This window comes from Phaeobacter sp. CC-HEC084 (assembly GCF_059429255.1).
The window spans coordinates 2294961-2316999 of the sequence record NZ_JCAIJQ010000002.1; the positions used below are offsets into that span (position 1 = coordinate 2294961).

At 61.3% G+C, this 22039-nt stretch carries 21 protein-coding genes; 11 read left to right on the forward strand and 10 right to left on the reverse strand.

Annotation, left to right across the window (positions count from 1 at the left end; genetic code table 11):
- Nucleotides 1–319: 319 nt before the first annotated feature.
- The 3 genes from AC5SSZ_RS11160 to AC5SSZ_RS11170 are packed head-to-tail and all read right to left on the reverse strand — an operon-like array spanning nt 320 to nt 4906.
- Nucleotides 320–3361: an efflux RND transporter permease subunit gene (locus AC5SSZ_RS11160; protein ID WP_495438215.1), complete on the reverse strand. Its 3042-nt coding sequence runs from the start codon at nt 3359–3361 to the stop codon at nt 320–322.
- Between the two features lie 10 nt (nt 3362–3371).
- The gene (locus AC5SSZ_RS11165) at nt 3372–4430 is read right to left on the reverse strand and encodes an efflux RND transporter periplasmic adaptor subunit (protein WP_274868615.1); all 1059 of its coding nucleotides are present in this window, start codon (nt 4428–4430) and stop codon (nt 3372–3374) included.
- On the reverse strand, nt 4427–4906 hold the full coding sequence (locus tag AC5SSZ_RS11170; RefSeq protein WP_368948225.1) for a MarR family winged helix-turn-helix transcriptional regulator: 480 nt from the start codon (nt 4904–4906) through the stop codon (nt 4427–4429). Before AC5SSZ_RS11170 ends, AC5SSZ_RS11165 begins: the two co-directional genes overlap by 4 nt.
- Nucleotides 4907–5132: 226 nt before the next feature.
- On the opposite strand from AC5SSZ_RS11170, the gene AC5SSZ_RS11175 reads away from it, so the two are divergent.
- Nucleotides 5133–6260, forward strand: a complete 1128-nt coding sequence (locus AC5SSZ_RS11175; RefSeq protein ID WP_495438216.1) for a beta-ketoacyl-ACP synthase III — start codon at nt 5133–5135, stop codon at nt 6258–6260.
- A gap of 74 nt (nt 6261–6334) precedes the next feature.
- Here the strand turns inward: AC5SSZ_RS11175 and AC5SSZ_RS11180 are convergent, their stop codons facing one another.
- Nucleotides 6335–6805 (reverse strand): hypothetical protein, encoded by a 471-nt coding sequence (locus AC5SSZ_RS11180; protein WP_065272916.1) that lies wholly within the window; start codon nt 6803–6805, stop codon nt 6335–6337.
- A 437-nt stretch (nt 6806–7242) separates the two neighbouring features.
- Between AC5SSZ_RS11180 and AC5SSZ_RS11185 the strand changes: the two genes are divergently transcribed.
- A complete protein-coding gene (locus tag AC5SSZ_RS11185) occupies nt 7243–7833 on the forward strand; it encodes a thymidine kinase (protein ID WP_495438217.1) in 591 nt (196 codons plus the stop codon).
- Between the two features lie 15 nt (nt 7834–7848).
- Here the strand turns inward: AC5SSZ_RS11185 and AC5SSZ_RS11190 are convergent, their stop codons facing one another.
- The 5 genes from AC5SSZ_RS11190 to AC5SSZ_RS11210 form a co-directional block, all read right to left on the reverse strand.
- Entirely contained in the window at nt 7849–8799 is a 951-nt protein-coding gene (locus tag AC5SSZ_RS11190; protein ID WP_495438218.1) for a 2-hydroxyacid dehydrogenase, read from the reverse strand.
- Between the two features lie 3 nt (nt 8800–8802).
- The gene (locus AC5SSZ_RS11195; protein ID WP_065272913.1) at nt 8803–9141 is read right to left on the reverse strand and encodes a tRNA-binding protein; all 339 of its coding nucleotides are present in this window, start codon (nt 9139–9141) and stop codon (nt 8803–8805) included.
- On the reverse strand, nt 9134–9949 hold the full coding sequence (gene proC, locus AC5SSZ_RS11200; protein WP_495438219.1) for a pyrroline-5-carboxylate reductase: 816 nt from the start codon (nt 9947–9949) through the stop codon (nt 9134–9136). Before proC ends, AC5SSZ_RS11195 begins: the two co-directional genes overlap by 8 nt.
- A gap of 43 nt (nt 9950–9992) precedes the next feature.
- Nucleotides 9993–10493 (reverse strand): type III secretion system chaperone family protein, encoded by a 501-nt coding sequence (locus AC5SSZ_RS11205; protein WP_065272911.1) that lies wholly within the window; start codon nt 10491–10493, stop codon nt 9993–9995.
- 361 nt (nt 10494–10854) lie between these two features.
- Nucleotides 10855–11103 carry an accessory factor UbiK family protein gene (locus AC5SSZ_RS11210; protein ID WP_065272910.1) on the reverse strand — a complete coding sequence of 83 codons (249 nt, stop codon included), beginning with the start codon at nt 11101–11103 and terminating at the stop codon, nt 10855–10857.
- 97 nt (nt 11104–11200) lie between these two features.
- Between AC5SSZ_RS11210 and lgt the strand changes: the two genes are divergently transcribed.
- The 5 genes from lgt (at nt 11201) to AC5SSZ_RS11235 (ending at nt 15302) form a co-directional block, all read left to right on the forward strand.
- On the forward strand, nt 11201–12100 hold the full coding sequence (lgt, locus tag AC5SSZ_RS11215) for a prolipoprotein diacylglyceryl transferase (RefSeq protein WP_495438220.1): 900 nt from the start codon (nt 11201–11203) through the stop codon (nt 12098–12100).
- Complete coding sequence (locus tag AC5SSZ_RS11220; protein WP_495438221.1) at nt 12097–13164, forward strand: class I SAM-dependent methyltransferase; 1068 nt, start codon at nt 12097–12099, stop codon at nt 13162–13164. The genes lgt and AC5SSZ_RS11220 overlap by 4 nt, the downstream gene beginning before the upstream one ends.
- On the forward strand, nt 13161–13916 hold the full coding sequence (gene pgeF / locus AC5SSZ_RS11225; protein WP_369001933.1) for a peptidoglycan editing factor PgeF: 756 nt from the start codon (nt 13161–13163) through the stop codon (nt 13914–13916). Before AC5SSZ_RS11220 ends, pgeF begins: the two co-directional genes overlap by 4 nt.
- A gap of 188 nt (nt 13917–14104) precedes the next feature.
- Complete coding sequence (locus AC5SSZ_RS11230) at nt 14105–14257, forward strand: hypothetical protein (RefSeq protein ID WP_495438222.1); 153 nt, start codon at nt 14105–14107, stop codon at nt 14255–14257.
- 280 nt (nt 14258–14537) lie between these two features.
- On the forward strand, nt 14538–15302 hold the full coding sequence (locus AC5SSZ_RS11235) for a Hint domain-containing protein (RefSeq protein WP_065272906.1): 765 nt from the start codon (nt 14538–14540) through the stop codon (nt 15300–15302).
- A 43-nt stretch (nt 15303–15345) separates the two neighbouring features.
- Here the strand turns inward: AC5SSZ_RS11235 and AC5SSZ_RS11240 are convergent, their stop codons facing one another.
- Nucleotides 15346–15846, reverse strand: coding sequence for an Lrp/AsnC family transcriptional regulator (locus AC5SSZ_RS11240; protein ID WP_065272905.1), 501 nt, complete (start codon nt 15844–15846; stop codon nt 15346–15348).
- Nucleotides 15847–16069: 223 nt separating this feature from the next.
- On the opposite strand from AC5SSZ_RS11240, the gene trxB reads away from it, so the two are divergent.
- The 4 genes from trxB to AC5SSZ_RS11260 all read left to right on the forward strand — a co-directional run bounded on the left by trxB (nt 16070) and on the right by AC5SSZ_RS11260 (nt 22039).
- Nucleotides 16070–17011, forward strand: coding sequence for a thioredoxin-disulfide reductase (gene trxB, locus AC5SSZ_RS11245; protein ID WP_065272904.1), 942 nt, complete (start codon nt 16070–16072; stop codon nt 17009–17011).
- 162 nt (nt 17012–17173) lie between these two features.
- Nucleotides 17174–18874 (forward strand): adenylate/guanylate cyclase domain-containing protein, encoded by a 1701-nt coding sequence (locus AC5SSZ_RS11250; protein ID WP_495438223.1) that lies wholly within the window; start codon nt 17174–17176, stop codon nt 18872–18874.
- A 184-nt stretch (nt 18875–19058) separates the two neighbouring features.
- A complete protein-coding gene (locus AC5SSZ_RS11255; protein WP_065272903.1) occupies nt 19059–20774 on the forward strand; it encodes a bifunctional sulfate adenylyltransferase/adenylylsulfate kinase in 1716 nt (571 codons plus the stop codon).
- Nucleotides 20775–20926: 152 nt separating this feature from the next.
- Complete coding sequence (locus AC5SSZ_RS11260; protein WP_495438224.1) at nt 20927–22039, forward strand: hypothetical protein; 1113 nt, start codon at nt 20927–20929, stop codon at nt 22037–22039.

Here is a 22039-nt window from a genome sequence, read left to right on the forward strand (position 1 = left end):
ATTCTTAACAAAAGTATTGAACAAGGGGTTAGCGGAGCATTTTAAAGACATCATGCCGCAGCACCGTCAACTCTCTGCGGCACGGAGAAAGGTTTGACCTGTGCGGCGCTTTGGGGTCAGCTGCCGTGATCGAGCAGCAAAACCAAAGGAGCGCCAAAATGCGCATGATGATCACTCTTCTGACCCTGATGACACTCAGTGCCTGCGATGTACCCTTCGTGCCGCTGATCTGACGCTGCGCAACCGGTGCGATCCGCGCAGATGCAAAAAGGCCCCGGAAATATCCGGGGCCTTTTGAGTTTGCTACCAGACCGTCAGGTCAGGCTGCGGAGGCTTCCCGTTTTTCATCGCGTGCAAAGAAGATCAGGTAGAACACCGGCGCCGCCACCAGCGTCAGCACGGTGGCAAAGGCCAGACCGCCCATAATCGTGATCGCCATCGACACGAAGAAAGCATCGCTCAGCAGGGGCGCCATGCCAAGGATCGTGGTGATCGCGGCCAGCATCACCGGACGCAAACGCGACACCGACGCCTCGACAATCGCCTCGCGCAGCGGCCGCCCTTCGGCGCGCACCAGATCGATTTCCTCGACCAGGACGATGCCGTTCTTGATCAGCATGCCCGACAGGCTGAGGAGCCCAAGAAGCGCGGTAAAGGTAAAGGGCAGACCGGTGCCCAGAAGCCCGATGACCACGCCGTTGACCGACATCGGCACCAGCAACCAGATGATCACCGGCTGACGGATCGCATTGAACAGCAGGACCGAGATCAGCACCATGATCAGCAGGGACACCGGAAGCTGCGCGCCAAGGCTCTTGTTGGCGTCGGCCGAGCTTTCGTGCTCCCCGCCCCATTCCATCCGGTAGCCCGGCGGCAGGGCGATCTCCTCGATGCTGTTCTGCACCTCCTTGAACACTGTCGCAGCAGTGACATCCGGCGCGATATCCGCCCCCACGGTCAGGGTAAACACCCGGTCGCGGCGATGCATCAGGGTGTTCTGCACCTTGATCTCGACCCCGTCGATCATCTGTTCCAGAGGCATGAAACGGTTCGACGAGGTGGAGAAGACCAGCTGATCCATGATGTTGAACTGATCCTCCGGCGATCTGCGCAGGATGATCGGGATCTGCCGGTCGCGTTCACGGAACATGCCCGCCGTCACCCCGTCGGTGGAGAACTGCAAGGTGCCCGCGATATCCTCGCGGGTGATCCCCGCCGTCTGTGCCCGGTCTGTGGCATAGATCGGCTCCAGCACCAGTTCCTGTTCACGCCAATTGTGCCGCACGCTCAGGATACTGTCAGAGCCGTCTTTCAGCCGAACCATGGCTTCCTCCCCCAGCTGGCGCAGAACCGCCGGATCGGGACCCGAGAAACGAACCTGAACGGGATCACCGCCGCCTGGGCCAAAGACCAGACGTTTGGTGCGGAATTCCGCCTCGGGGAAATTGCTGCGCCCAAAGGCCTCAAGATCGGCCTGAAGCGCCGGGATTTCCTGCAGGCTGCTCGCGCGGATGATCAGGTGGCCATAGCTGGAGTTCGCCTTTTCCGCCGAATAGGTCAGCATGAAACGGGTCGCCCCCTGCCCCACAAAGGCCGCGGTTGATTCCACATCGGGACGCTCGGCCAACCAGTCTTCGACCCGTTGCAGCTGCGCCGAAGTGGTGTGAATCGAGGTGCCCTGCGGCAGTTTCAGATGTACGAAGAACAGAGGCGTGTTGGAGTCGGGAAAAAACGCCTGTTTGACCTGTCCAAAGCCTATGTAGCACACGGTCGTCAGGGCGATCAGCCCTACCACCACCAGCCAGCGCAGTTTGAGCGCCAGGCGCAGGCTGGCGCCATAGGCGCGGAAAATCAGCCCGCCGTATTCGTCGCCACCGCCACCAGTGCCGCGTTTGAAGAAATAATGCCCCAGCAACGGCGTCACCGTCAGCGCTAGAAGCCAGCTCAGCAGCAGCGAAATGCCGATCACGGCAAACAGCGAGAAGAGGAATTCACCGGTGGAATCCGGGCTGAGGCCGATACCGGCAAAGGCCATGATCCCGATGACAGTCGCGCCCAAAAGCGGGATCTGCGTCTTGCTGGCGGCCTCATGCGCGGCATCGCGAGAGTTCTTGCCCCGCAGCATCGAGATCTGCATGCCCTCGGCAACCACGATGGCATTGTCCACCAGCATCCCCATGGCAATGATCAGCGCGCCCAGGGAAATCCGCTCCATCTCGATGCTGAAAAGGTTCATGAACAAGAGCGTCCCGACCACGGTCAGCAGCAAGGTCACGCCAACGACAATGGCCGCGCGCATGCCCATGAACAGCGCCAGAACCACAACCACGATGGCGACGGACATCGCCAGGTTCACCAGGAAGTCATTCGAGGCCTGCTCGACCACCACGTGCTGCTGATAGATCGGCTGCAGCGACACGCCATAGGGGATGTCACTGTCCAGCTGCGCCAGCTTGGCATCGACGTTCTTGCCCACATCCACGATGTTTTCCGACGCGATACCGGCCACCCCAAGAGTAAAGGCCTCGGCCCCATTGTAGCGCACGATCAGATCGGGATCAGCAACCCGGCCGCGGTGGACCTTGGCCATGTCGATCACGTTGATCACCTCGCCCTGTACCCCAACAGAAAGACCGGCGATTTCCGAAACACTGTCCGATCCTTGCGGCGCCAGAAGCCGGGTGTCGGCATCGCCCGCATCCAGTTTGCCCGCCGGGCGAACCGAGTTGGAGGTGGCGATGGCATTGGCGATCGCCGTCAGTGGTACATTCAAGTTGACCGAAATCGGCAGGTCGGGTTCGACATAGATCGCTTCGTCCGGCAGGCCGGAGACATCCACATCGGCAACCCCATCAACCGTCAGCAGCTCCCGCCGCAGGAAAGTTGCCAGTTCATGCTTTTCCGCATCGCTGAATCCGTCTGCGGTGACGGCATAGAACAGGCCGAACACATCCCCGAAGGCATCGTTCACGAAGGGCTGACTTGTGCCTTCGGGCAGGGACAGGGCCGCATCGCGGATCTTCGCGCGCAGTTTGGTCCAGACGGCGGGAAGCTCGCTGCCGTCATAGGTCGATTTGATTTCAACTTCGATCAGGGATTGGCCCGGCTGGTTGATCGAGGTGATGATATCGACCTCGGCCATTTTCTGGATCGCAGACTCCAGCGGTTCAGAGACCTCCAGCGCCACCTGCTCTGCCGTGGCGCCCTGATACTGGGTCACGATGACAGCCTGTTTGATGGTAAAGGCCGGATCCTCAAGCCGTCCCAGCGACAGGAAACCCCAGATGCCCCCGAACAGGGCGATCAACATGATCAGCCATGTATAAAGCGGTTTTTCGATTGAGCCGCGTGCAATATCCATCTGCCCGCCCTCAGTTCGCGAAACCGGCAAAGCGGCGTACCGCCTGCCCGTCCGACAGGGCGGTGCCGCCCGCCAGAACCACCTCTTCACCGCCAGTCAGACCTTCGGTGACGGTGAAATCGCCATCCTGCGTCGGCGTCACAGTGACAGGCCGCCAGGCGACCGTGCCATTGTCGGCCCCGGTGGGGCTAAAGACCATCACACCAGTCTGCCCTTCGGGGGACACCACGATGGCCGTTGCCGGCAGGCGGATCGCCGCAGCACCGGTATTGACCAGCACCCGCACTGAAACCGAGGCCCCGGGCAGGATCTGCCGATCCTTAGGAGGCGCCAGACGGAAGGTCACCCGGTAGGTCTGCCCAACACTGCTGGCCTCGGCATCGAATTCAAGAATTTCAACCGGATAGGTGGCGTCCCAGCCCGGGAAGGAGGCCGTGATATCGACCTTTTCATCTGCATTTGCCTGCTGAAACAGGATTTCAGGCACATCCACCTTGATGTGCAGTTCAGACATATCGTGCAGCCGGACGATGGGCGTCCCGGCGCTGACCGTGGTGAATTTCTCGACCTCGCGGCTGGAGACCAGCGCATCGAAGGGCGCCGTCAGCGTCGCATGCTGCAAGGCGTATTCCGCGTCCCGCAGGGCGACCCCGGCCAGACCAGCCTGGGTTTCCGCATCATCGATGGACACCTGGCTGACCGTCCCGGTCAGTTTCTCCATCCGTGCCACCGTGCGGTCCGCCTGCGCCTTTTGCAGCCGGGCCTGTTCCAGTTTCAGCTCAAAAGGTTCCAGGTCCAGTTGCGCAACAAGCTGCCCTTCGGGCACCACGGTGCCCTGCGCCACCGGAAACTCCAGCACCTGACCGCCCACCTGAAAGGCAAGGTCGACGGATTGTTTCGCCGCCACCTGACCAAAGAACTGGCGCTCAACCAACACGCTGCCCGCCTGCGTTTTCAGCAGCTTGACCGGTTTGGCCGTCTCTTGCGCCGCCAGCGGCCCTACCTGCACCAGGGCCGAGAGGGCGAGCGCGGGCAGGATCAGCCGTGACACTCGGTGGAAGATTTTCATTCTCTGTCTCCTTTCGGATCCGGGCATCCCAGCGGGGCGCCGTTTCCTGTACTCGTATCATGTATTTTTTCACATAGCGCCGCGAACTGCGCGATCTCGTCCGTTGAAAGGCCAGAGACCTGGCGGAACAGTCGGCGGGCCTCCTCGTCCAGCTGGCTTCGCACGGCGCGGCCCTGGTCGGTCAGATGCAGCAACAGCGCCCGCCGGTCATCCGGGTCGGGCAGCCGCTGCACAAGACCCATCTCCTCAAGCCGATCCGCTGCCGCGGTGACGGACGGGGGGCCAGTCAGCAACAGTTGTGCCAGCGCCCCCATGCGCCGGGGCCGGTCCAGCCGGATCAGGATCCGGCTTTCCAACCGCCCGATCCGCGGCGCCTGATCCATACGCTCAACCGCATCGTCCAGCATCCAGTAGAGCGCATAAACGCCCATCAGAGACCGGATCTCCGGCGATAGCTGCAAGGTGTCATCGGTCATGAGGCCAGGCCCGGTTGCAAAGAGGGTGTGCACCAGCGGATCGCCGTGGTGCGGGATTCGCAGCAGATTACTTCAGTGAATGAACTTTTCATGTGAAGAAGTTCACATTCCCCGAACACTGCCCCACTGTGCCTGCTTGCCCCTGCGGCAGCTTGCGGCTGACCTTGACCTTCCGCACGCAAAATGCCCAGATATACGGCACTTTGCGAACTCGGGATCCGTTACCATGCACACAGCCGCCATAACCGGCACCGGGGTCTTCACCCCGTCTCAGATCATCACCAATGCCGAGCTGGTCGTGGCGTTCAACGCCTACGCCGACCGCATGAACGAAAAGAACGCCGAGGCCATCGCAGCGGGCGAAATGGCCCCGATGCAGCACTCTTCGGAAGAGTTCATCGTCAAGGCCTCTGGCATCGAGCAGCGCTATGTGATGGACAAGACGGGAATTCTCGACCCCGAGGTCATGCACCCGCTGCTGCGCCAGCGCAGCGATGACGAACCGGGCATCATGGCGGAAATGGGCGTCGATGCGGCGACCAAGGCTCTGGCACAGGCAGGCAAGACCGCGGGCGACGTAGACGCCGTGATCTGTGCGGCCTCCAATATGGAACGCCCCTACCCCGCGGTGGCAATCGAGATCCAGAAACTCCTCGGCATCGACGGATTTGCCTTCGACATGAACGTCGCCTGTTCCTCGGCCACGTTTGGCCTGCAGGTGGCCGCGGATATGATCCGCTCTGGCAGCATCCGCTCGGCGCTGGTGGTAAACCCCGAAATCTGCTCGGGGCATCTGGAGTGGCGCGACCGTGACTGCCACTTCATCTTTGGCGATGTGGCGACCGCAACCCTGGTGGAACGGATCGAAGACGCCAAGGGGCCGTATTTCGAAATCCTATCGACCCGCTGTGCCACCGAATTTTCCAACAATATCCGCAACAACAACGGCTTCTTGCGCCGCTCGCGCCCCGACGGGGTCGCAGACCGCCGCGACATGCAGTTCATGCAGAACGGCCGCAAGGTGTTCAAGGAAGTGCTGCCCATGGTCAGCGAGCACATCAGCACCCATCTGGCTGACAGTGGCATTGCCAGTGACGATCTGAAGCGCCTGTGGCTGCATCAGGCGAACAAGGCGATGAATGATTTCATTGGCAAAAAGGTTCTGGGCCGCACCCCGGAGCCCGGCGAGCAGCCCAATATCCTGCAGGACTATGCCAATACATCATCGGCAGGCTCGATCATCGCCTTTGCGCAGAATTCCGATGACATGGCCGACCAGGAGATTGGCCTGATCTGTTCCTTCGGCGCCGGCTATTCGGTCGGCTCAGCGATCCTGCGCCGCCATATGGGCTAAAAACGGAAAAGGCCCCGCAGTCCGTCGGGGCCTACCAGCGGGACTATTGCCCCGCAATGAAACGTCCGAGAGCGTCAGTTGCTCTCTTCTTCGAGATGCAATTTCATATCCAGCAGGACCTGTTGCAACAGGACCGTTTCCCGCAGCAAGCGCTTGGCCTCATTGACGGTGATGATGCCATCAGCGATGGCTTCCTGATATTCGCTCATCAGGGTTGCAAACCGCTGGCTCAGCGCGATCACGTCGGCATTCACCCCGCCTGTGCGCCCGACACTTTCCACGCCCGAATCGTCGGAGTGATTATAGGACAGCGTGATATTCTTCAGATCCGCGAGCGCCGAGGTCACATGCGGAAAAGAAGCAGCCCCCTCAAGTTTGGCCACGGAATCCACCGGCATGAACCGTTCCGTATGTTCGGCATTGTCTGAATAGTAACGACCCAATGTCGCCTTGGACTTGCCTGTAATCTGACAGGCGGCCTCTATGCCAACGTCCTTAACCAGCGCTTCGGTATGCTTTTTCAGGTACCTGCCGATCTCTGCCATGTAAATCTTGCCTCATAAGCCGCCCCGGGGCGGGGAATGAACTTGTTAATTTCCCATGAAGTCCTTTTAAACGAATTGCAATACTAGCGCCATCCCTTGGGTTTTCAGGGATTTAACGAGTGGCCCAGATGCTATTGTGCATCTTTGTTTGGGGTTGAAGCAAACTTTGTGAGTGAGGTTGCGCTTCAATATGAGTGGGAGAGGTCAAGCATCTGTTTCGGGTGTACGACATATCCTTCTTTAGGCGTCCTCCCCAGTGGCGCGTGCCTGTATCCATCCCTAGGGTCTATTTCGACCCGGACTGGTCGGGCTGCTGTGGGGGGGCGTATTTTGGACATCAGGGTTCGAATCCTGTGATCCGCACTGCCCTCTGCATCCCCACGATCCGGGATTATTTTGCGGTTCACTCAGCCATTGCCAAAGGGTAAACCGCACGCATGGCAAAGCTCTATTTCAACTACTCCACCATGAATGCCGGTAAATCCGCCGTGCTGCTTCAGGCCTCGCACAACTACCGCGAAAACAACATGGACACCTACCTTCTGACCGCACGTGTCGATGATCGGGCAGGCAAGGGCCGGATTGCTTCGCGGATTGGCATCAGCGCCGAGGCCGATGTGTTCTGTGCGGGCGAGGACCTGTTCGCAAAAATCAAATTACGCCTGTCACAAGGCAGCGTTGCCAGTATTTTTGTGGACGAAGCACAATTCCTGTCGCCAGATCAGGTCTGGCAACTGGCTCGTGTGGTCGATGATCTGGGGGTGCCGGTTCTGTGCTACGGGCTGCGGGTAGATTTTCAGGGCAACCTGTTTCCCGGATCCGCCACCCTCTTGGCGCTAGCCGATGAAATGCGCGAGGTGCGAACCATCTGCCATTGCGGCAAGAAGGCCACCATGGTGATCCGACAGGACGATCAGGGCCGTGCGATCACCACGGGTGATCAGGTGCAGATCGGCGGCAATGAAACTTATGCCTCGCTCTGCCGCCGTCACTGGCGCGAAGCGGTCGGGGACGGTTCCAAAACCTGACCGCCCCCGATTGGTTCAAACCGGGTTGGGCAGTTCCCGCCCGGCGATGAAGGCCGCGACATTGTCCAGAACCATATGCCCCATGTTGCTGCGCACCTCCTCAGTAGCGGTGCCCAGATGTGGCAGCAGGGTCACGGTATCAAGCGCCCGCAGCGCCTCGGGCACCTCCGGCTCGAATTCATAGACATCAAGGCCAGCCCCGGCGATGCGTTTTTCGCGCAGGGCAGCGATCAAGGCCGCTTCCTTCACGATCTCGCCGCGGGCGATATTGATCAAATGCGCATGAGGCTGCATCGCGGTGAGCACGGCCTCATCGACCATATGTCGGGTGTCAGCGCCACCGGGGACAGCCACCACCAGGAAATCGACCTGCGCCGCCATCTCTGCCAGATCGGCGCAGCGGGTGACGGGGAATCCCGGATCCTTGTCGCTGCGGGCGGTGTAGAGGACCTTCATGCCAAATCCGAAATGGCAGCGCTGCCCGATGGCGCCCCCGATGCGGCCAAGGCCGACGATGCCGACGGTCTTTCCCGTAACATGCTGACCCAGCATCTGGGTCGGGTGCCAGCCTTCCCAGCTGCCATCGCGCACGAGCCGCTCCCCCTCGCCTGCGCGGCGGGCCGACATCAGCAGCAAGGTCATCGCGATATCGGCAGTCGCATCGGTGACCGCGCCCGGCGTGTTTGTCACAGCAACACCGGCGGCCCGGGCGGCCTCTACGTCAATATGGTTGTAGCCAACGCCGAAATTCGCCAGCAGCCGACACCGCGGCGCAGGCACCGCGGCAAAGATCTCGGCATCGAACCGGTCGCCCAGCGTCGGCATGACAACGTCATAATCCCGCAAGGCACGCTGCATTTCCGCGCGGCTCAGCACGCCCGTATCGGGGCGGATATCCACATCGAACTCTTCCCGCGCGCGGGCCTCGACAGCCGCTGTCATCGGCCGGGTAATCCAAAGTTTCATCGCTCAGTGCATCCTTCCGCCCAATGGCACCGGACCATCCGGCCCGATCAGCCGGATCTCCCCGGCCTCATCCGGCAGGCCAAGCACCAAAACCTCTGACATGAACTTGCCGATCTGGCGCGGCGGGAAATTGACCACCGCCACAACCTGTTTTCCCACCAGCGTTTCCGGCGTGTAATGCGCGGTCACCTGGGCCGAGGTTTTCTTCTCACCGATGTCATCGCCGAAATCGATCCACATCTTGATCGCCGGTTTGCGCGCCTCCGGGTAGGGTTCTGCCCGCACCACGGTGCCAACGCGGATGTCGACCTTCAGGAAATCATCAAAAGAAATCTCAGCCACCGGACAACTCCTTGGATCGGTTTGCAGCAGCGGCAACCGCCCGGCTCAGCAGGGGCGGGAAACCGCTGTCCTTGTCCATCAGCACCTCAAGCGCCGCCTGGGTGGTGCCATTGGGGCTGGTCACGTTCACCCGCAACTGGGCAGGATCTTCCTCGGCCGCCTCGGCCAGCGCCCCTGCGCCCGCCACAGTGGCCTTGGCCAATTTCATCGCCAGATCGGCGGGCAGCCCCTGCGCCGCACCTGCGGCGGCCAGTGTTTCGATCAGGTGGAACACATAGGCAGGCCCGGAGCCGCTGACGCCGGTGACCGCATCCATCTGATCCTCGGACTGCAGCCGCACCGTCTGGCCGATCGCGGACAAGAGGGTTTCGGCCAGATCCATATCGGCGCCGCTGCTGCGCCCGTTGCCGATCAGGGCAGTGATGCCGCGCCCGATGGCGGCGGGAGTGTTGGGCATGGCGCGCACGATTGGGGTCTTCTCTCCCAGCATCGCCTCGTAGCTGGCACAGGAGATGCCGGCGGCAACCGAGATGAACAGGGTATCGCCATTGCCCAGCGCCTGAAGCCCCGGCAGCGCATCGCCCATCATCTGCGGCTTTACCGCGATCAATACGATGGCCGGGTTCTGCGGCAGGCCGCCGTTGATGGTCACGCCTGTCTGTTTCAGCCAGTCCGAAGGATAGGGATCCAGAACCCAAACCGAGGTTGCGGGCAATCCGCCGTCCAACCATCCGGCCAACATCGCCGAGCCCATCTTGCCGCATCCCAAAAGGACCAGCCCGCGATCCGCGATATCCGTCATGTCCATTGTCCCTGCCCCTGTGCTGTTACATCAGTTTCAGGGCACAGGTTTACGCGCGGCCATAAGCCTCTGCAATGGCGACCTGAAGAGATTCCTGAGGCGTGCGCCCGGCCCAGGTGGTCAGCTGAATGGCCGGGTAGTAACGCTCGCAATTCGACACAGCCGCCTGGATCATCGCGTCGATCTGCTCGGCGCTGGCAGATTGGCCGCCCGACAGGATCAGGCCATAGCGATAAAGCATCAGCTTGTGCTCGGCCCAATAGGTAAAGGCCCCTGCCCAGCACTGATCGTTCATCCGGTTGAGAAGGTCGTAGAGCAGCGGCAGCTTGTCCTCAGGCGGATCCATTTCGAAGCTACACACCAGCCGCAGGGTTTCCTCATATCCCGACCAGGCCAGGGTTACCGAATAGGTGCGCCATTGCCCCTCGACGGCCATGGCGATCTGATCATCGCCGATCCGGTCAAAATCCCAGTCATGATGGGAGGCAACGTTCTCAACGATGTCTATGGGGTGGATGTCGTCTTCCAGATGATGCTCGGATAGGGCCATGATGCCACCTCTCTGGTATCTAGCATACGCACCTCTTCGGGTCCGCTAGAGCTAGCTTTGCGCTCAAAGGACCGGGGAGGCATCCCCGCTCCCATACTAGATATGGTGGACACCCGGATAGGCGCTGGCAACCCTTTATTTGGGGATATCTGCAATAAGTTGTGGATGAAGCGGAAAGCCACCCAAAATATCGGCAAAGCTGTGGATAAGGTCCCGGGCGCAAATCAGGTGGCCCAATCAGGGCGCCGCGCTATTTGGCCGTTACTCCCGGGACGTGCCGCCTGCACCGGACCCAAGCGGGCTTTTCGCCCGCGCAGGCGCATGCGTATTCTGGATGGGTCCGGTCTTTAATCTTCAGTCATCAGTTTTTGGCAGAGGCCTCAAGCGCATCGAGGCGGGCTTTCAGCGCTTCGTTTTCTTCGCGGGCCTTCTGCGCCATGGCGCGCACCGCGTCAAATTCTTCGCGTGTCACGAAATCACGGTCGGCCAGCCAGCGGTCGATCATGCTCTTCATCGCGGTTTCAGCTTCTTCGCGTGCACCGTGGGCCACACCCATGGCATTGGTCATCAGCTGGGAAATATCGTCGAGGATCTTGTTGCGGCTCTGCATCGTCTTCTCCGTATCAGGCTTATGCCCTATATGGGCAACCAAAGGGCCGCGGGCAAGCCGTTGACTTCCCTTCCAGAGCAAAGGCATTCAGTCGCACATGCACGCAATGATCCAATTCCCCGACCTGTCGCCCGAAATCTTCTCGATCACCATCGGATCTTTTGAGTTCGCGCTGCGCTGGTACGCGCTTGCCTATATCGTCGGGATCCTGATCGCCTGGCGGTTGGCAGTGACGGCTCTGCGACAGCCCGCACTCTGGCCCGCGAACCAGCCACCGCTGCGCCCGCAGCAGGTTGAGGATCTGCTGACTTGGATCATCATTGGCGTGATCCTTGGCGGGCGGCTGGGGTTCGTTTTGTTCTACCAGCCGGGATACTACCTCTCCAACCCGGCCGCGATCCTGCGGATCTGGGAAGGCGGCATGGCCTTTCACGGCGGGCTGATCGGCGTGGTGCTGGCGGCCTGGATCTTTGCGCTGCGCCACGGTGTACCCCGGCTGCAGATGGCCGATCTGGTGGCCGTCAGCGTGCCGCCCGGGCTGATGCTGGGACGGCTGGCCAATTTCATCAATGCGGAACTCTGGGGGCGACCAACGGATCTGCCCTGGGGCGTCGCCTTTCCGGGACAGGCCGCGCAGGACTGTGGGCAGGCCCTGGGCGAGATTTGCGCGCGGCACCCGTCGCAGCTTTATGAGGCGCTACTGGAAGGCGCGCTGCTGGCGACACTGCTGCTCTGGCTGGCCTGGCGGCGCAGGGCCTTTCACCGGCCCGGATTGGTGCTGGGGCTGTTTCTGGCGGGCTATGGCATGGCGCGGTTCCTGGTGGAATTCGCCCGCCAGCCCGACGCGCAGTTCGTGACCCCCGGCAATCCGCTCGGCCTTGCCTGGCATGTCGGCGGCTACGGGCTGACCATGGGACAGCTTCTGTCGCTGCCGATGATCGCGCTGGGGCTGGTCTTTGCCATCGCCGCCCTGCGCCGCCAGAGGATCACGGCATGAGCCTGCTGGATCATCTGATTGCCCGCATCGATGTCGACGGGCCGATGAGCCTGGCCGATTACATGGCCGAATGCCTGCTGAACCCCCGCTTTGGCTATTATACCACCCGCGATCCGCTGGGCGCTGCCGGGGATTTCACCACGGCGCCGGAAATCAGCCAGATGTTCGGTGAGCTGCTGGGCCTGTGTCTGGCGCAAAGCTGGCTGGATCAGGGCGCGCCTGCGCCGTTCACCCTGGCCGAGCTTGGCCCTGGCCGTGGCACCCTGATGGCGGATCTGTTGCGCGCCACCCGCGCGGTGCCCGGTTTCCACGCCGCGCTGGAGCTGCATCTGGTAGAGGCCTCCCCCACCCTGCGCGAGGCGCAGGCCAAGGCGCTGACAGGGTTTGAACCGATCTGGCACGACACCATCGACAGCCTGCCACAGCAGCCGCTATTTCTGGTGGCCAATGAGTTCTTTGACGCCTTGCCCGTGCGCCAGTTCCTGCGCGATGGTACCGGCTGGCGCGAAAAACGCATCGGCATGCAGAACGGCACGCTGACCTTTGGCCTTGGCCCGGTGACCGAACAGCCCGCGCTCAGCCACCGGCTTGCGGACACCCGCGAGGGCGACCTTGTCGAACTCTGCGAAGGCGCGGCCCCTATCACCGCTGCAATTGCTACACGTATCGCAGCGCATGGTGGCGCGGCGCTGATCGTGGACTATGGCGACTGGCGCTCGCTTGGCGACACGCTGCAAGCGCTGCGCGATCATGCGCCCTGTGATCCGCTGGAGGCACCCGGCTGCGCAGACCTGACCACCCATGTGGATTTTGAGGTTCTGACACAGGCGGCACAGGCGCACGGCTGCGCGGCCACGCGGCTGACCCTGCAGGGCGTGTTTCTGGAGCGGCTGGGCATCACCGACCGCGCCCGCGCCCTTGCCGCACCGCTAGAGGGCGATGCACTCGACAATTTGATCGCCGCACATCGGCGGTTGACGCACCCCGAGGAAATGGGAAACCTGTTCAAGGTGCTGGGTCTCTACCCCGGCAACGCGACACCACCACCGGGGCTTCAGTCATGACGCTGGAAATACTGACATCGGATCTTCTTGGCCCCGTGCGGCATGGTTTTTTTACCCGCCGGGGCGGAGCATCCTCCGGCATTTTCGAGGGACTGAACTGCGGGCTTGGATCTTCGGACCAGCGTGAAGCGGTCGAACTGAACCGCGCCCGCGTTGCTGCCGCAATGGAGGTCGCCCCGGAGAGGCTGGCCCGGGTCAATCAGGTGCATTCCCCCGACGTCGCGGTAATCGAAGAGGTTGGCAACAGCCCGGACAGAGCCGATGCCATGGTTACCCGCACACCCGGGGTCGCCCTTTCGATCCTGACAGCAGATTGCCAGCCGGTGTTGTTTGCTGACCCCGAGGCCGGAGTGATCGGCGCCGCCCATGCCGGCTGGCGCGGGGCGCTGGACGGGGTGCTTTCCGCGACGGTGGAGGCGATGGTGGATCTAGGCGCAACCCGCAGCAATATCCTTGCCGTCATCGGCCCGACCATTTCGCAGCGCGCCTATGAGGTCGGGCCCGAATTCTTCGACGACTTCATGGCCGAGAACCCGGAGAACGCGCGCTTCTTTGCCAATGGCGAAGGCGACCGCTTGCTGTTCGACCTGCCCGGCCTTGGCCTGCATAAACTGCGCAGCGCCGGGGTTGCGGAGGCGGAATGGACCGGCCACTGCACCTATAGCGATCCAAAGCGATTTTATTCCTATCGGCGTGCCACCCACGAAAAACAGGCTGATTATGGCAGGCTGATTGCCTGTATCCGCCTGTAGGAAAAAGAAAACACACGCGTCCCCGATCCCTTTTGAAAATTCCCGGAGATCCCCGGCAGCCGGATTGTGACCGCCCCGGCCCCGCTTTGCCGGGGCTTTTCCATGCCCGCGCCACAATAACGTCGCATTGATTACCGATACCTGCGCTCAGACAGACATCGTTCAGAATGGACCCGGCAGGAGCAATAATGACAGCACGAACCCGTTTTATCGCTTCCATTGTTGCAACTGCCAAAAGCAAGAAAAGCAAATTGCCCTGGCACCGCGGCGTGGCGCGACGTGCATCAATAGAGCGCCGCCGCAGCACCCGCAGTGACCCGAAGGCGTTGAAAAGCGCCTGAGTTAGGGCGGAAAACTTGCCTTAACTTCCCGGCGGATTGCAGCCTCTGGACGTCTTCCCTGTGTTCAGAAAATGCAAAGAAAGACCGGCCTGGGCAGGATGCGGGGCGCGGGGTTCTTCCGTGTAGAGGTTTGCTTAAACTCTTGCGGTCACCTTCCCGCCCAGTCCGGCACTCCGGTCCGGCGCAGGTGCAAAAACGACGGTGCCTGATCAAACAGTCCGAATGCCCCGCAGCCGCGGGGCTGTGGTTCCGAAGTCGAATTGAGAAAGGCCCTGACGCTATGAACACGCCTCACTCGCTGCACCAGGCCGCTGCATCGGCAGCCGAAGCCACTGCCCTGCTTCAGGATCCCGCCGCGCTGCGCATGGTCACCAAACCGCAGTTGCGCCGGTTCGAGGTCAGCGCCCTTTTGTCCAACGGAACCGTCGCGGAAACCCGTCACATCGCGCCGGCCCTGCCACTGTTCGAAAACGCCTTTTGTGCCTTTACCCGCGGAACGCTGGTGCAGACCGATATGGGCCCCGTCGCCATTGAGGACCTCTGGCCCGGTGACATGATCGCAACGCAAACCGGGGAATATCAGCCGTTGATCTGGAAAGGTTCCACCAGCCTGGTTCCAGCGCGCGCCGATTCCAAGGGACAGACCCATCCGCTCACCAGCTTCATGGCTGACAGTTTTGGAATGCAAAAACCCATGTCCTGCGTCGTGGCCGGTCCTGCCGCGCGGCTGCTGTGCACGCCGCCGCATATGCGCCGGGATGCAAGTGACAAGAAGTTGCTGACTCCGGTTCAGGATTTTCAGGACGGCATGAATATCTTTGAAACCTCACCGCCGACCGTGGTCGATATGTTCCATCTCTGCCTGCCGCAGCACGCGGTCATTCAGGTGGGGGGGCTGGAATTTGAAACCTATCATCCCGGGCCGAATGCGTTGAAACTGGTCAGCTATCCGATCAAGACGCTATTCCTCAACCTTTTCAGCCACGCAGATGCGATTGCGGATTTCGGCCCGCTGGCCTTTGAGCGCGCAGACGCAGCCATCTGAACAACCCGCCGACGTCGCTGCTCGCGACCCGGCGCAGGTCCGGTCAGGGTTCCAGCGCCAGACGGTCTTCGAGAACGTCGAACGGCACGCCCGGCTCGTCCTTGGCACCGCGGATCACCAACGATGTCTTGACGCTTGCCACGTTCGGCGTGGTCAGCAACTCTCCGGTCAGGAAACTCTGAAAGGTGCTGAGATCGGGTGAGACGCATTTGAGGATGAAATCCACCTCGCCATTCAGCATGTGACACTCGCGCACCAGCGGCCAGCCGCGGCATTTTTCCTCGAATGCGCTCAGCTCTGCCTCGGCCTGGCTTTCCAGCCCCACCATGGCAAAGACCTGAACCTCAAAGCCAAGCTCCCGGCTGTTGACCTCGGCATGATAGCCCCGGATCAGGCCTGCTTCCTCCAATGCACGCACCCGGCGCAGGCAGGGCGGCGCGGAAATTCCGACGCGTTTGGCCAGTTCTACGTTGGTCATGCGCCCATCGGCCTGCAGTTCCGACAAAATCTTGCGATCGATCGGATCAAGGCGTGTAGTGACCATTGTGGAAGCTCCCGTCAGTTTGCGTTTCTTATATCAGCGCCGCGAAAGCGCGCAATATTATTTCACTGCGCCGCAATAATCTTTGCCCTCCGCAAGATCAAGCTGCCTCGGATAACAGCTGCGTCACGAAGGTGATGCCGGGGGTTTAAGCGCCTCTGGTCTGTCGCTATATCCTGTGGCTGACGGCGGATTGCCCGCCAACCTGCGGATTTGGGGATATGAGATGAGCGATACGCGTCACACCAAGGTACTGATCATCGGGTCGGGTCCGGCCGGATATACTGCGGGGGTCTATGCCTCCCGCGCCATGCTGGAACCCATTCTGGTACAGGGCATCGAACCGGGCGGCCAGCTGACCACCACCACCGAAGTGGAAAACTGGCCCGGCGACACAGAGGTTCAGGGCCCTGATCTGATGGTGCGCATGCAGGACCACGCCAAGGCGATGGGCTGCGAGATCATCGGAGACATCATCACCGATCTGGATCTCAGCCAGCGCCCCTTTACCGCCAAGGGCGATAGCGGCACCACCTACACCGCAGACGCCGTGATCCTGGCGACCGGCGCCCGCGCGAAATGGCTGGGCCTGCCGACCGAGGACAAATTCAAGGGCTTTGGCGTCTCTGCCTGCGCCACCTGCGACGGCTTCTTCTACCGCGGTCAGGAAATCGTGGTGATCGGCGGCGGGAACACCGCCGTTGAAGAGGCGCTGTTCCTGACCAACTTTGCCTCCAAAGTTACCCTGATCCACCGCCGTGATGAGCTGCGCGCCGAAAAGATCCTGCAGGACCGGCTTTTGAAGAACCCCAAGATCGAACCGCTGTGGTTTCATCAGCTGGAAGAGGTCGTCGGCACCGATGCGCCGCTCGGCGTTGAAGGCGTCAAGGTCAAGAACGTGCAGACCGGCGAAATCTCGGAAATCCCCTGTAAGGGTGTCTTTGTCGCCATCGGCCACGCCCCGGCAACCGAACTGGTCAAGGATGTGCTGGAGCTGCATAACGGCGGCTATGTGAAGGTCAAGCCCGGCTCCACCGAAACCTCGGTCCCCGGTGTTTTCGCAGCCGGCGATCTGACCGACCATAAATACCGTCAGGCCGTGACCTCGGCCGGGATGGGCTGCATGGCGGCCCTTGATGCCGAACGGTTCCTGGCCGAACAGGAATAAGCCAATCCCGGCATCCGGCGGCCCATACTGCCGCAGGCCGGAGCCGATGCCGAAAACAGCCGCACGCCCCCACAGGGCGCGCGGCTTTCCTGTTGCAGAGCCTTGACCCGCATCGCGGCATCCCGTCACAGTCACCGCAGGCTACACGGGGGAGAGCAACCGGTGACGCATGTGCTGTGGCAGGGCAACTGGATAATCCGCACCCGGATGGTGACCGGGCTGGTCCTGTTCACCTATGTGTTCTTCCATTTCATCAACCTGGGCCTGGCGCTGTTCTCTCCTGCGGCGGTGGAGGCCATGCAGAGCGCTCGCCAGATCATCACCCGCAGTGTGCTGGGCGGTGTCATTCTCTATAGCGCGCTGATCCTGCATGCCGGGCTAGCCCTGTGGCAACTGACCCGGCGACGCAGCTGGCGGATGACCTGGAACGAGGCGGTGCAGTTGGGGCTTGGCCTTCTAATCCCATTGCAGCTGTTGCGGCACATTGCCTACACCCGCTACGCGCATGAGCTTCACAACGTCAACGATGAGATGGGCTTCATCCTTGTCCTGATGTGGAACTCGCCATCGATCTGGTGGCAGGCACTGCTGTTGCTGGCCGTCTGGATCCATGGCTGCATGGGGCTGCACTACTGGCTGCGGCTGACACGATGGTGGCGCCGTACCCTACCCTACATGATCGGTCTTTCCGTCTTTATTCCCACCTTTGCCCTGGCTGGCGCGCTGAGCGAAGGGCGCCGGATCTACGATCTGTTTGTAGAAGGCAGCCAGCGGGCTGCTTTGATGGCGAATTACAACTGGCCCGACCAGCCGACGTTCATAAGCCTCCGAGAGAATGAAAACCTCTGGATCGGCCTGTTTCTGGCGCTTCTTGTGCTGACCGGAACCGCCGTGCTGCTGCAAAAGGCATTGCGCAAGCGCCGGGCGGTGCGGATCACCTATGTGAACGGTCCTGTGGTGAGCGCCGAAAAGGGGCTGACCCTCTTGGAAATGTCCCGCGCCAGCGGCGTGCCTCATACCTCTCTCTGCGGCGGCAAAGGGCGTTGCACCACCTGCCGGGTGGTTGTCGAAGACGGATTGGATGCGCTGCATCCCCCTTCTGATGCTGAGGCGCGCAGCCTTGCCGCCGTGCGGGCCAGCAGTACCATGCGGCTCGCCTGCCAGATCCGGCCTACCGCACCGCTGACCGTATGCCGCATGTTCCGGCCCGACGGACGGACCACACGGGCCCACGCCAGCCAGGGGCAAGAACGCAGGCTCGCCATCCTGTTTCTCGACATCCGCGGCTTTACCAGCCGTACCGAAGGTCAGTTGCCTTATGATGTAGTGTTCCTGCTGAACCGGTTCTTCGATGCCATCGTACCCGCGATCACCGGGGCCGGCGGCCACGTGGACAAATACCTCGGCGATGGGCTGCTGGCGGTCTTCGATGCCCGCTCCCCGGCTCGTTCCGCCCGCGCGGCGCTGAATGCAGCGGCCGCGATTGGTACGGCGCTGCGGACCTTCAACGCGCGACTGGAAGAAGAAGAAAGCCCGCCGGTCCGGATCGGCATTGGCCTGCATCTGGGCGATCTTGTTCAGGGCGAAATCGGCTCTGCCGATCACGCCCCGCGCACCATCATCGGCGACAGCGTCAATGCTGCCAGCAGGCTTGAGGCCGAGACCAAAGCCCTGGGCGTTGAACTGCTGGTCTCTGCCGCCGTGCTGGACGCCGCTGGTTTTGCCGCCCCCGAGAGCGCGCTGCAATCCTTCCAGCTACGCGGCGTCGCTGAACCGGTAACCGCGATTGCGGCCCTGCGAGCCGAGGATCTGTTCGATCTGCTGACTGCACAGCACGAGCAGCACCAACACCAGCATGCATAGGGCGGAACGATATTCCATGATTGCCTGCGCGGTGCGAAACGACATCCGTTTGTGAAGGAATAGGCACACATCGTCCTTTTTTCCCCAGCTCGCTAGACATTCAAGAAACCTTTGGGCTATTGCGCGGCCTTAAGCCGTCCGCGACACGGGCGCCCCCTCCCGCGCAAGTGAAGAGAGAATTCACATGACTATGTTGAGTAATTTGGCTCCGATCCCCGAGCTCTATGTATCTTATGACTCTGCCCAGAAGCTGAAGGTCGAGGCCGGTGAGCTGAAAAGCCACGATCTGAGCCCGCGCCAGATCTGTGACCTGGAACTGCTGATGAACGGCGGTTTCAACCCGCTGAAAGGCTTCCTGACCGAGGAAGACTATGACGGCGTTGTCGAAAACATGCGCCTGGCGGACGGCACACTTTGGCCGATGCCGATCACCCTGGACGTGAGCGAAGATTTCGCAAGCTCGCTGGAAGTGGGCGAAGACATCGCCCTGCGCGATCAGGAAGGCGTCATCCTGGCCACCATGACGGTCACCGACCGCTGGGAGCCCAACAAATCTCGCGAGGCCGAAAAGGTCTTTGGCGCCGATGACGAGGCGCACCCGGCCGTGAACTACCTGCACAACCACGCGGGCAAGATCTACCTCGGCGGTCCGGTCACCGGCATCCAGCAGCCCGTGCACTATGATTTCCGTGGTCGCCGCGACACCCCGAACGAACTGCGCGCCTACTTCCGCAAGCTGGGCTGGCGCAAGGTCGTGGCCTTCCAGACCCGCAACCCGCTGCACCGTGCGCACCAGGAACTGACCTTCCGCGCCGCCAAGGAAGCGCAGGCCAACCTGCTGATCCACCCGGTTGTTGGCCTGACCAAACCGGGCGATGTCGACCACTTCACCCGTGTGCGCTGCTACGAGGCGGTGCTGGACAAATACCCGGCCTCGACCACAACCATGTCGCTGCTGAACCTGGCCATGCGCATGGCAGGTCCGCGTGAAGCCGTCTGGCACGGTCTGATTCGCGCCAACCACGGCTGCACCCACTTCATCGTTGGCCGCGACCACGCCGGCCCGGGCAAAAACTCTGCCGGTGAAGATTTCTACGGCCCCTATGACGCGCAGGACCTTTATCGTGCGCATCAGTCGGAGATCGGCTGTGAAATGGTCGACTTCAAGCACATGGTTTATGTGCAGGAACGCGCCCAGTACGAGCCCGCTGACGAGATCGCGGACAAGGATGACGTGACCATCCTCAACATCTCGGGCACCGAACTGCGCCGCCGCTTGGCCGAAGGCCTGGAAATCCCGGAATGGTTCTCCTTCCCCGAGGTGGTTAAGGAACTGCGCCGCACCAAGCCGCCGCGCAGCCAGCAGGGCTTTACCGTGTTCTTCACCGGCTTCTCCGGTTCCGGCAAGTCCACCATCGCCAACGCGCTGATGGTCAAGCTGATGGAAATGGGTGGCCGCCCGGTGACGCTGCTTGATGGCGATATCGTGCGCAAGAACCTGTCTTCGGAACTCGGCTTCTCGAAAGAGCACCGTGACCTCAACATCCGCCGTATCGGCTATGTTGCCTCCGAGATCACCAAGAACGGCGGCATCGCCATCTGTGCGCCGATCGCGCCTTATGCAGCGACCCGCCGCGCCGTTCGCGAGGATATCGAACAGTTCGGTGCCTTCATCGAAGTGCACGTCGCGACCTCGATCGAGGAATGCGAACGCCGTGACCGCAAGGGGCTCTACAAGCTGGCGCGCGAAGGCAAGATCAAGGAATTCACCGGCATTTCAGATCCCTATGACGTGCCCGCGAACCCCGAGCTGAGCGTCGAGACGGAAAACGTCGATGTCGACAACTGTGCCCACCAGGTTCTGCTGAAGCTGGAAAGCATGGGGCTGATCACCGGTTGATCCCTGACTGACCCCACTCTGATTTCTGTTGAAACGGCCCGCCCTTTGGCGGGCCGTTTTGTTTTACCTGAACACCGCGACCAAAATGGATCTTTTTTGCAAGTAAATTTATCCCTACACAGGTTCAAGATTTCGTGTTTTGGAGCCCAAGTATGGTTACGCCCGTTAAGGCACATGTGTTTACCGACACCACAGCGCAGTCTTTTCTGAAGCAGGCGCCGGGGCAGCAGCCCTGCATTGGTTCGGTAGCCTTTACCTTTGGCACCGAGGTTCCGGACGACACCGATGTGCTCATCGCTTTCAACCGGTCTTCCTACACCATCAAGACGCAGGTTCCGAAAGAGCGGACGATTTTCATCGCTGCCGAACCAGATGTCATCCACCCCTATAGCTGCCGGTTCCTAAACCAGTTCGGATTGGTTCTGACGACGACGCAAAAACCGCTGGATACGGAAAAACGCAACCGGGCGGTCTGCTGGTACTGGTGGGCGGGCTTTGATTTCTCGGACAACGGCAATCATCGTGGCTATGACTGGTTCAAGACGCTGACCCCGCCGCAGAAACAGGACAAGATTGCGATCGTCACCTCAACCAAGGTGCACACCGAATATCACCGCAAACGGATGCGGTTTGTTGAAACCCTGATCGACGAGATTCCCGAGCACATCGAACTCTTCGGGCGTGGTTTCAAACCCATTGGCGACAAGGCAGACGCGCTGCTGCCCAACAAGTACAACCTCGCCATCGAGAATGGCGAAGGGCCGCATGTCTGGACCGAGAAACTGACCGACCCCTGGCTGTGCTGGTCCTTCCCCTTCTACGCAGGCTGTTCCAACGTGGACGATTATTTCCCGGTGGACAGTTATGAGACTCTGAATCTGGACGATCCGGTGGCCGAGGCCCGGCGCATGGTCCAGGAAATCCAGAACGGCCGCTGGGAAGCCGCACAGGACGCCATCGCCGCGGCGCGCGAAAAGGTGCTGGAGCAGGAAAACATCATGGTGCTGATGGCCAATCTCGCAACCGAGGCCGCGGCCCGTCCAGTTAGCTTACAGCCCAACCGCCCCCGCTATATCTGGTCCGAACGTTCCCTGTGGCCCGAGAAAGGCTGCCGGGGCAGTCTGACGGACTGGACCCTGCGCAACGCGATCCTGCTGTTCGAACCGCAAGCCGAGCTGAAGAGCAAGGGCCTGCGCCACTGGTACGAAAAGAAAAAATCCACCCGAAGGGCCCGCAAGGAAGCCAGAGCCGCAAACGCGCGCTGA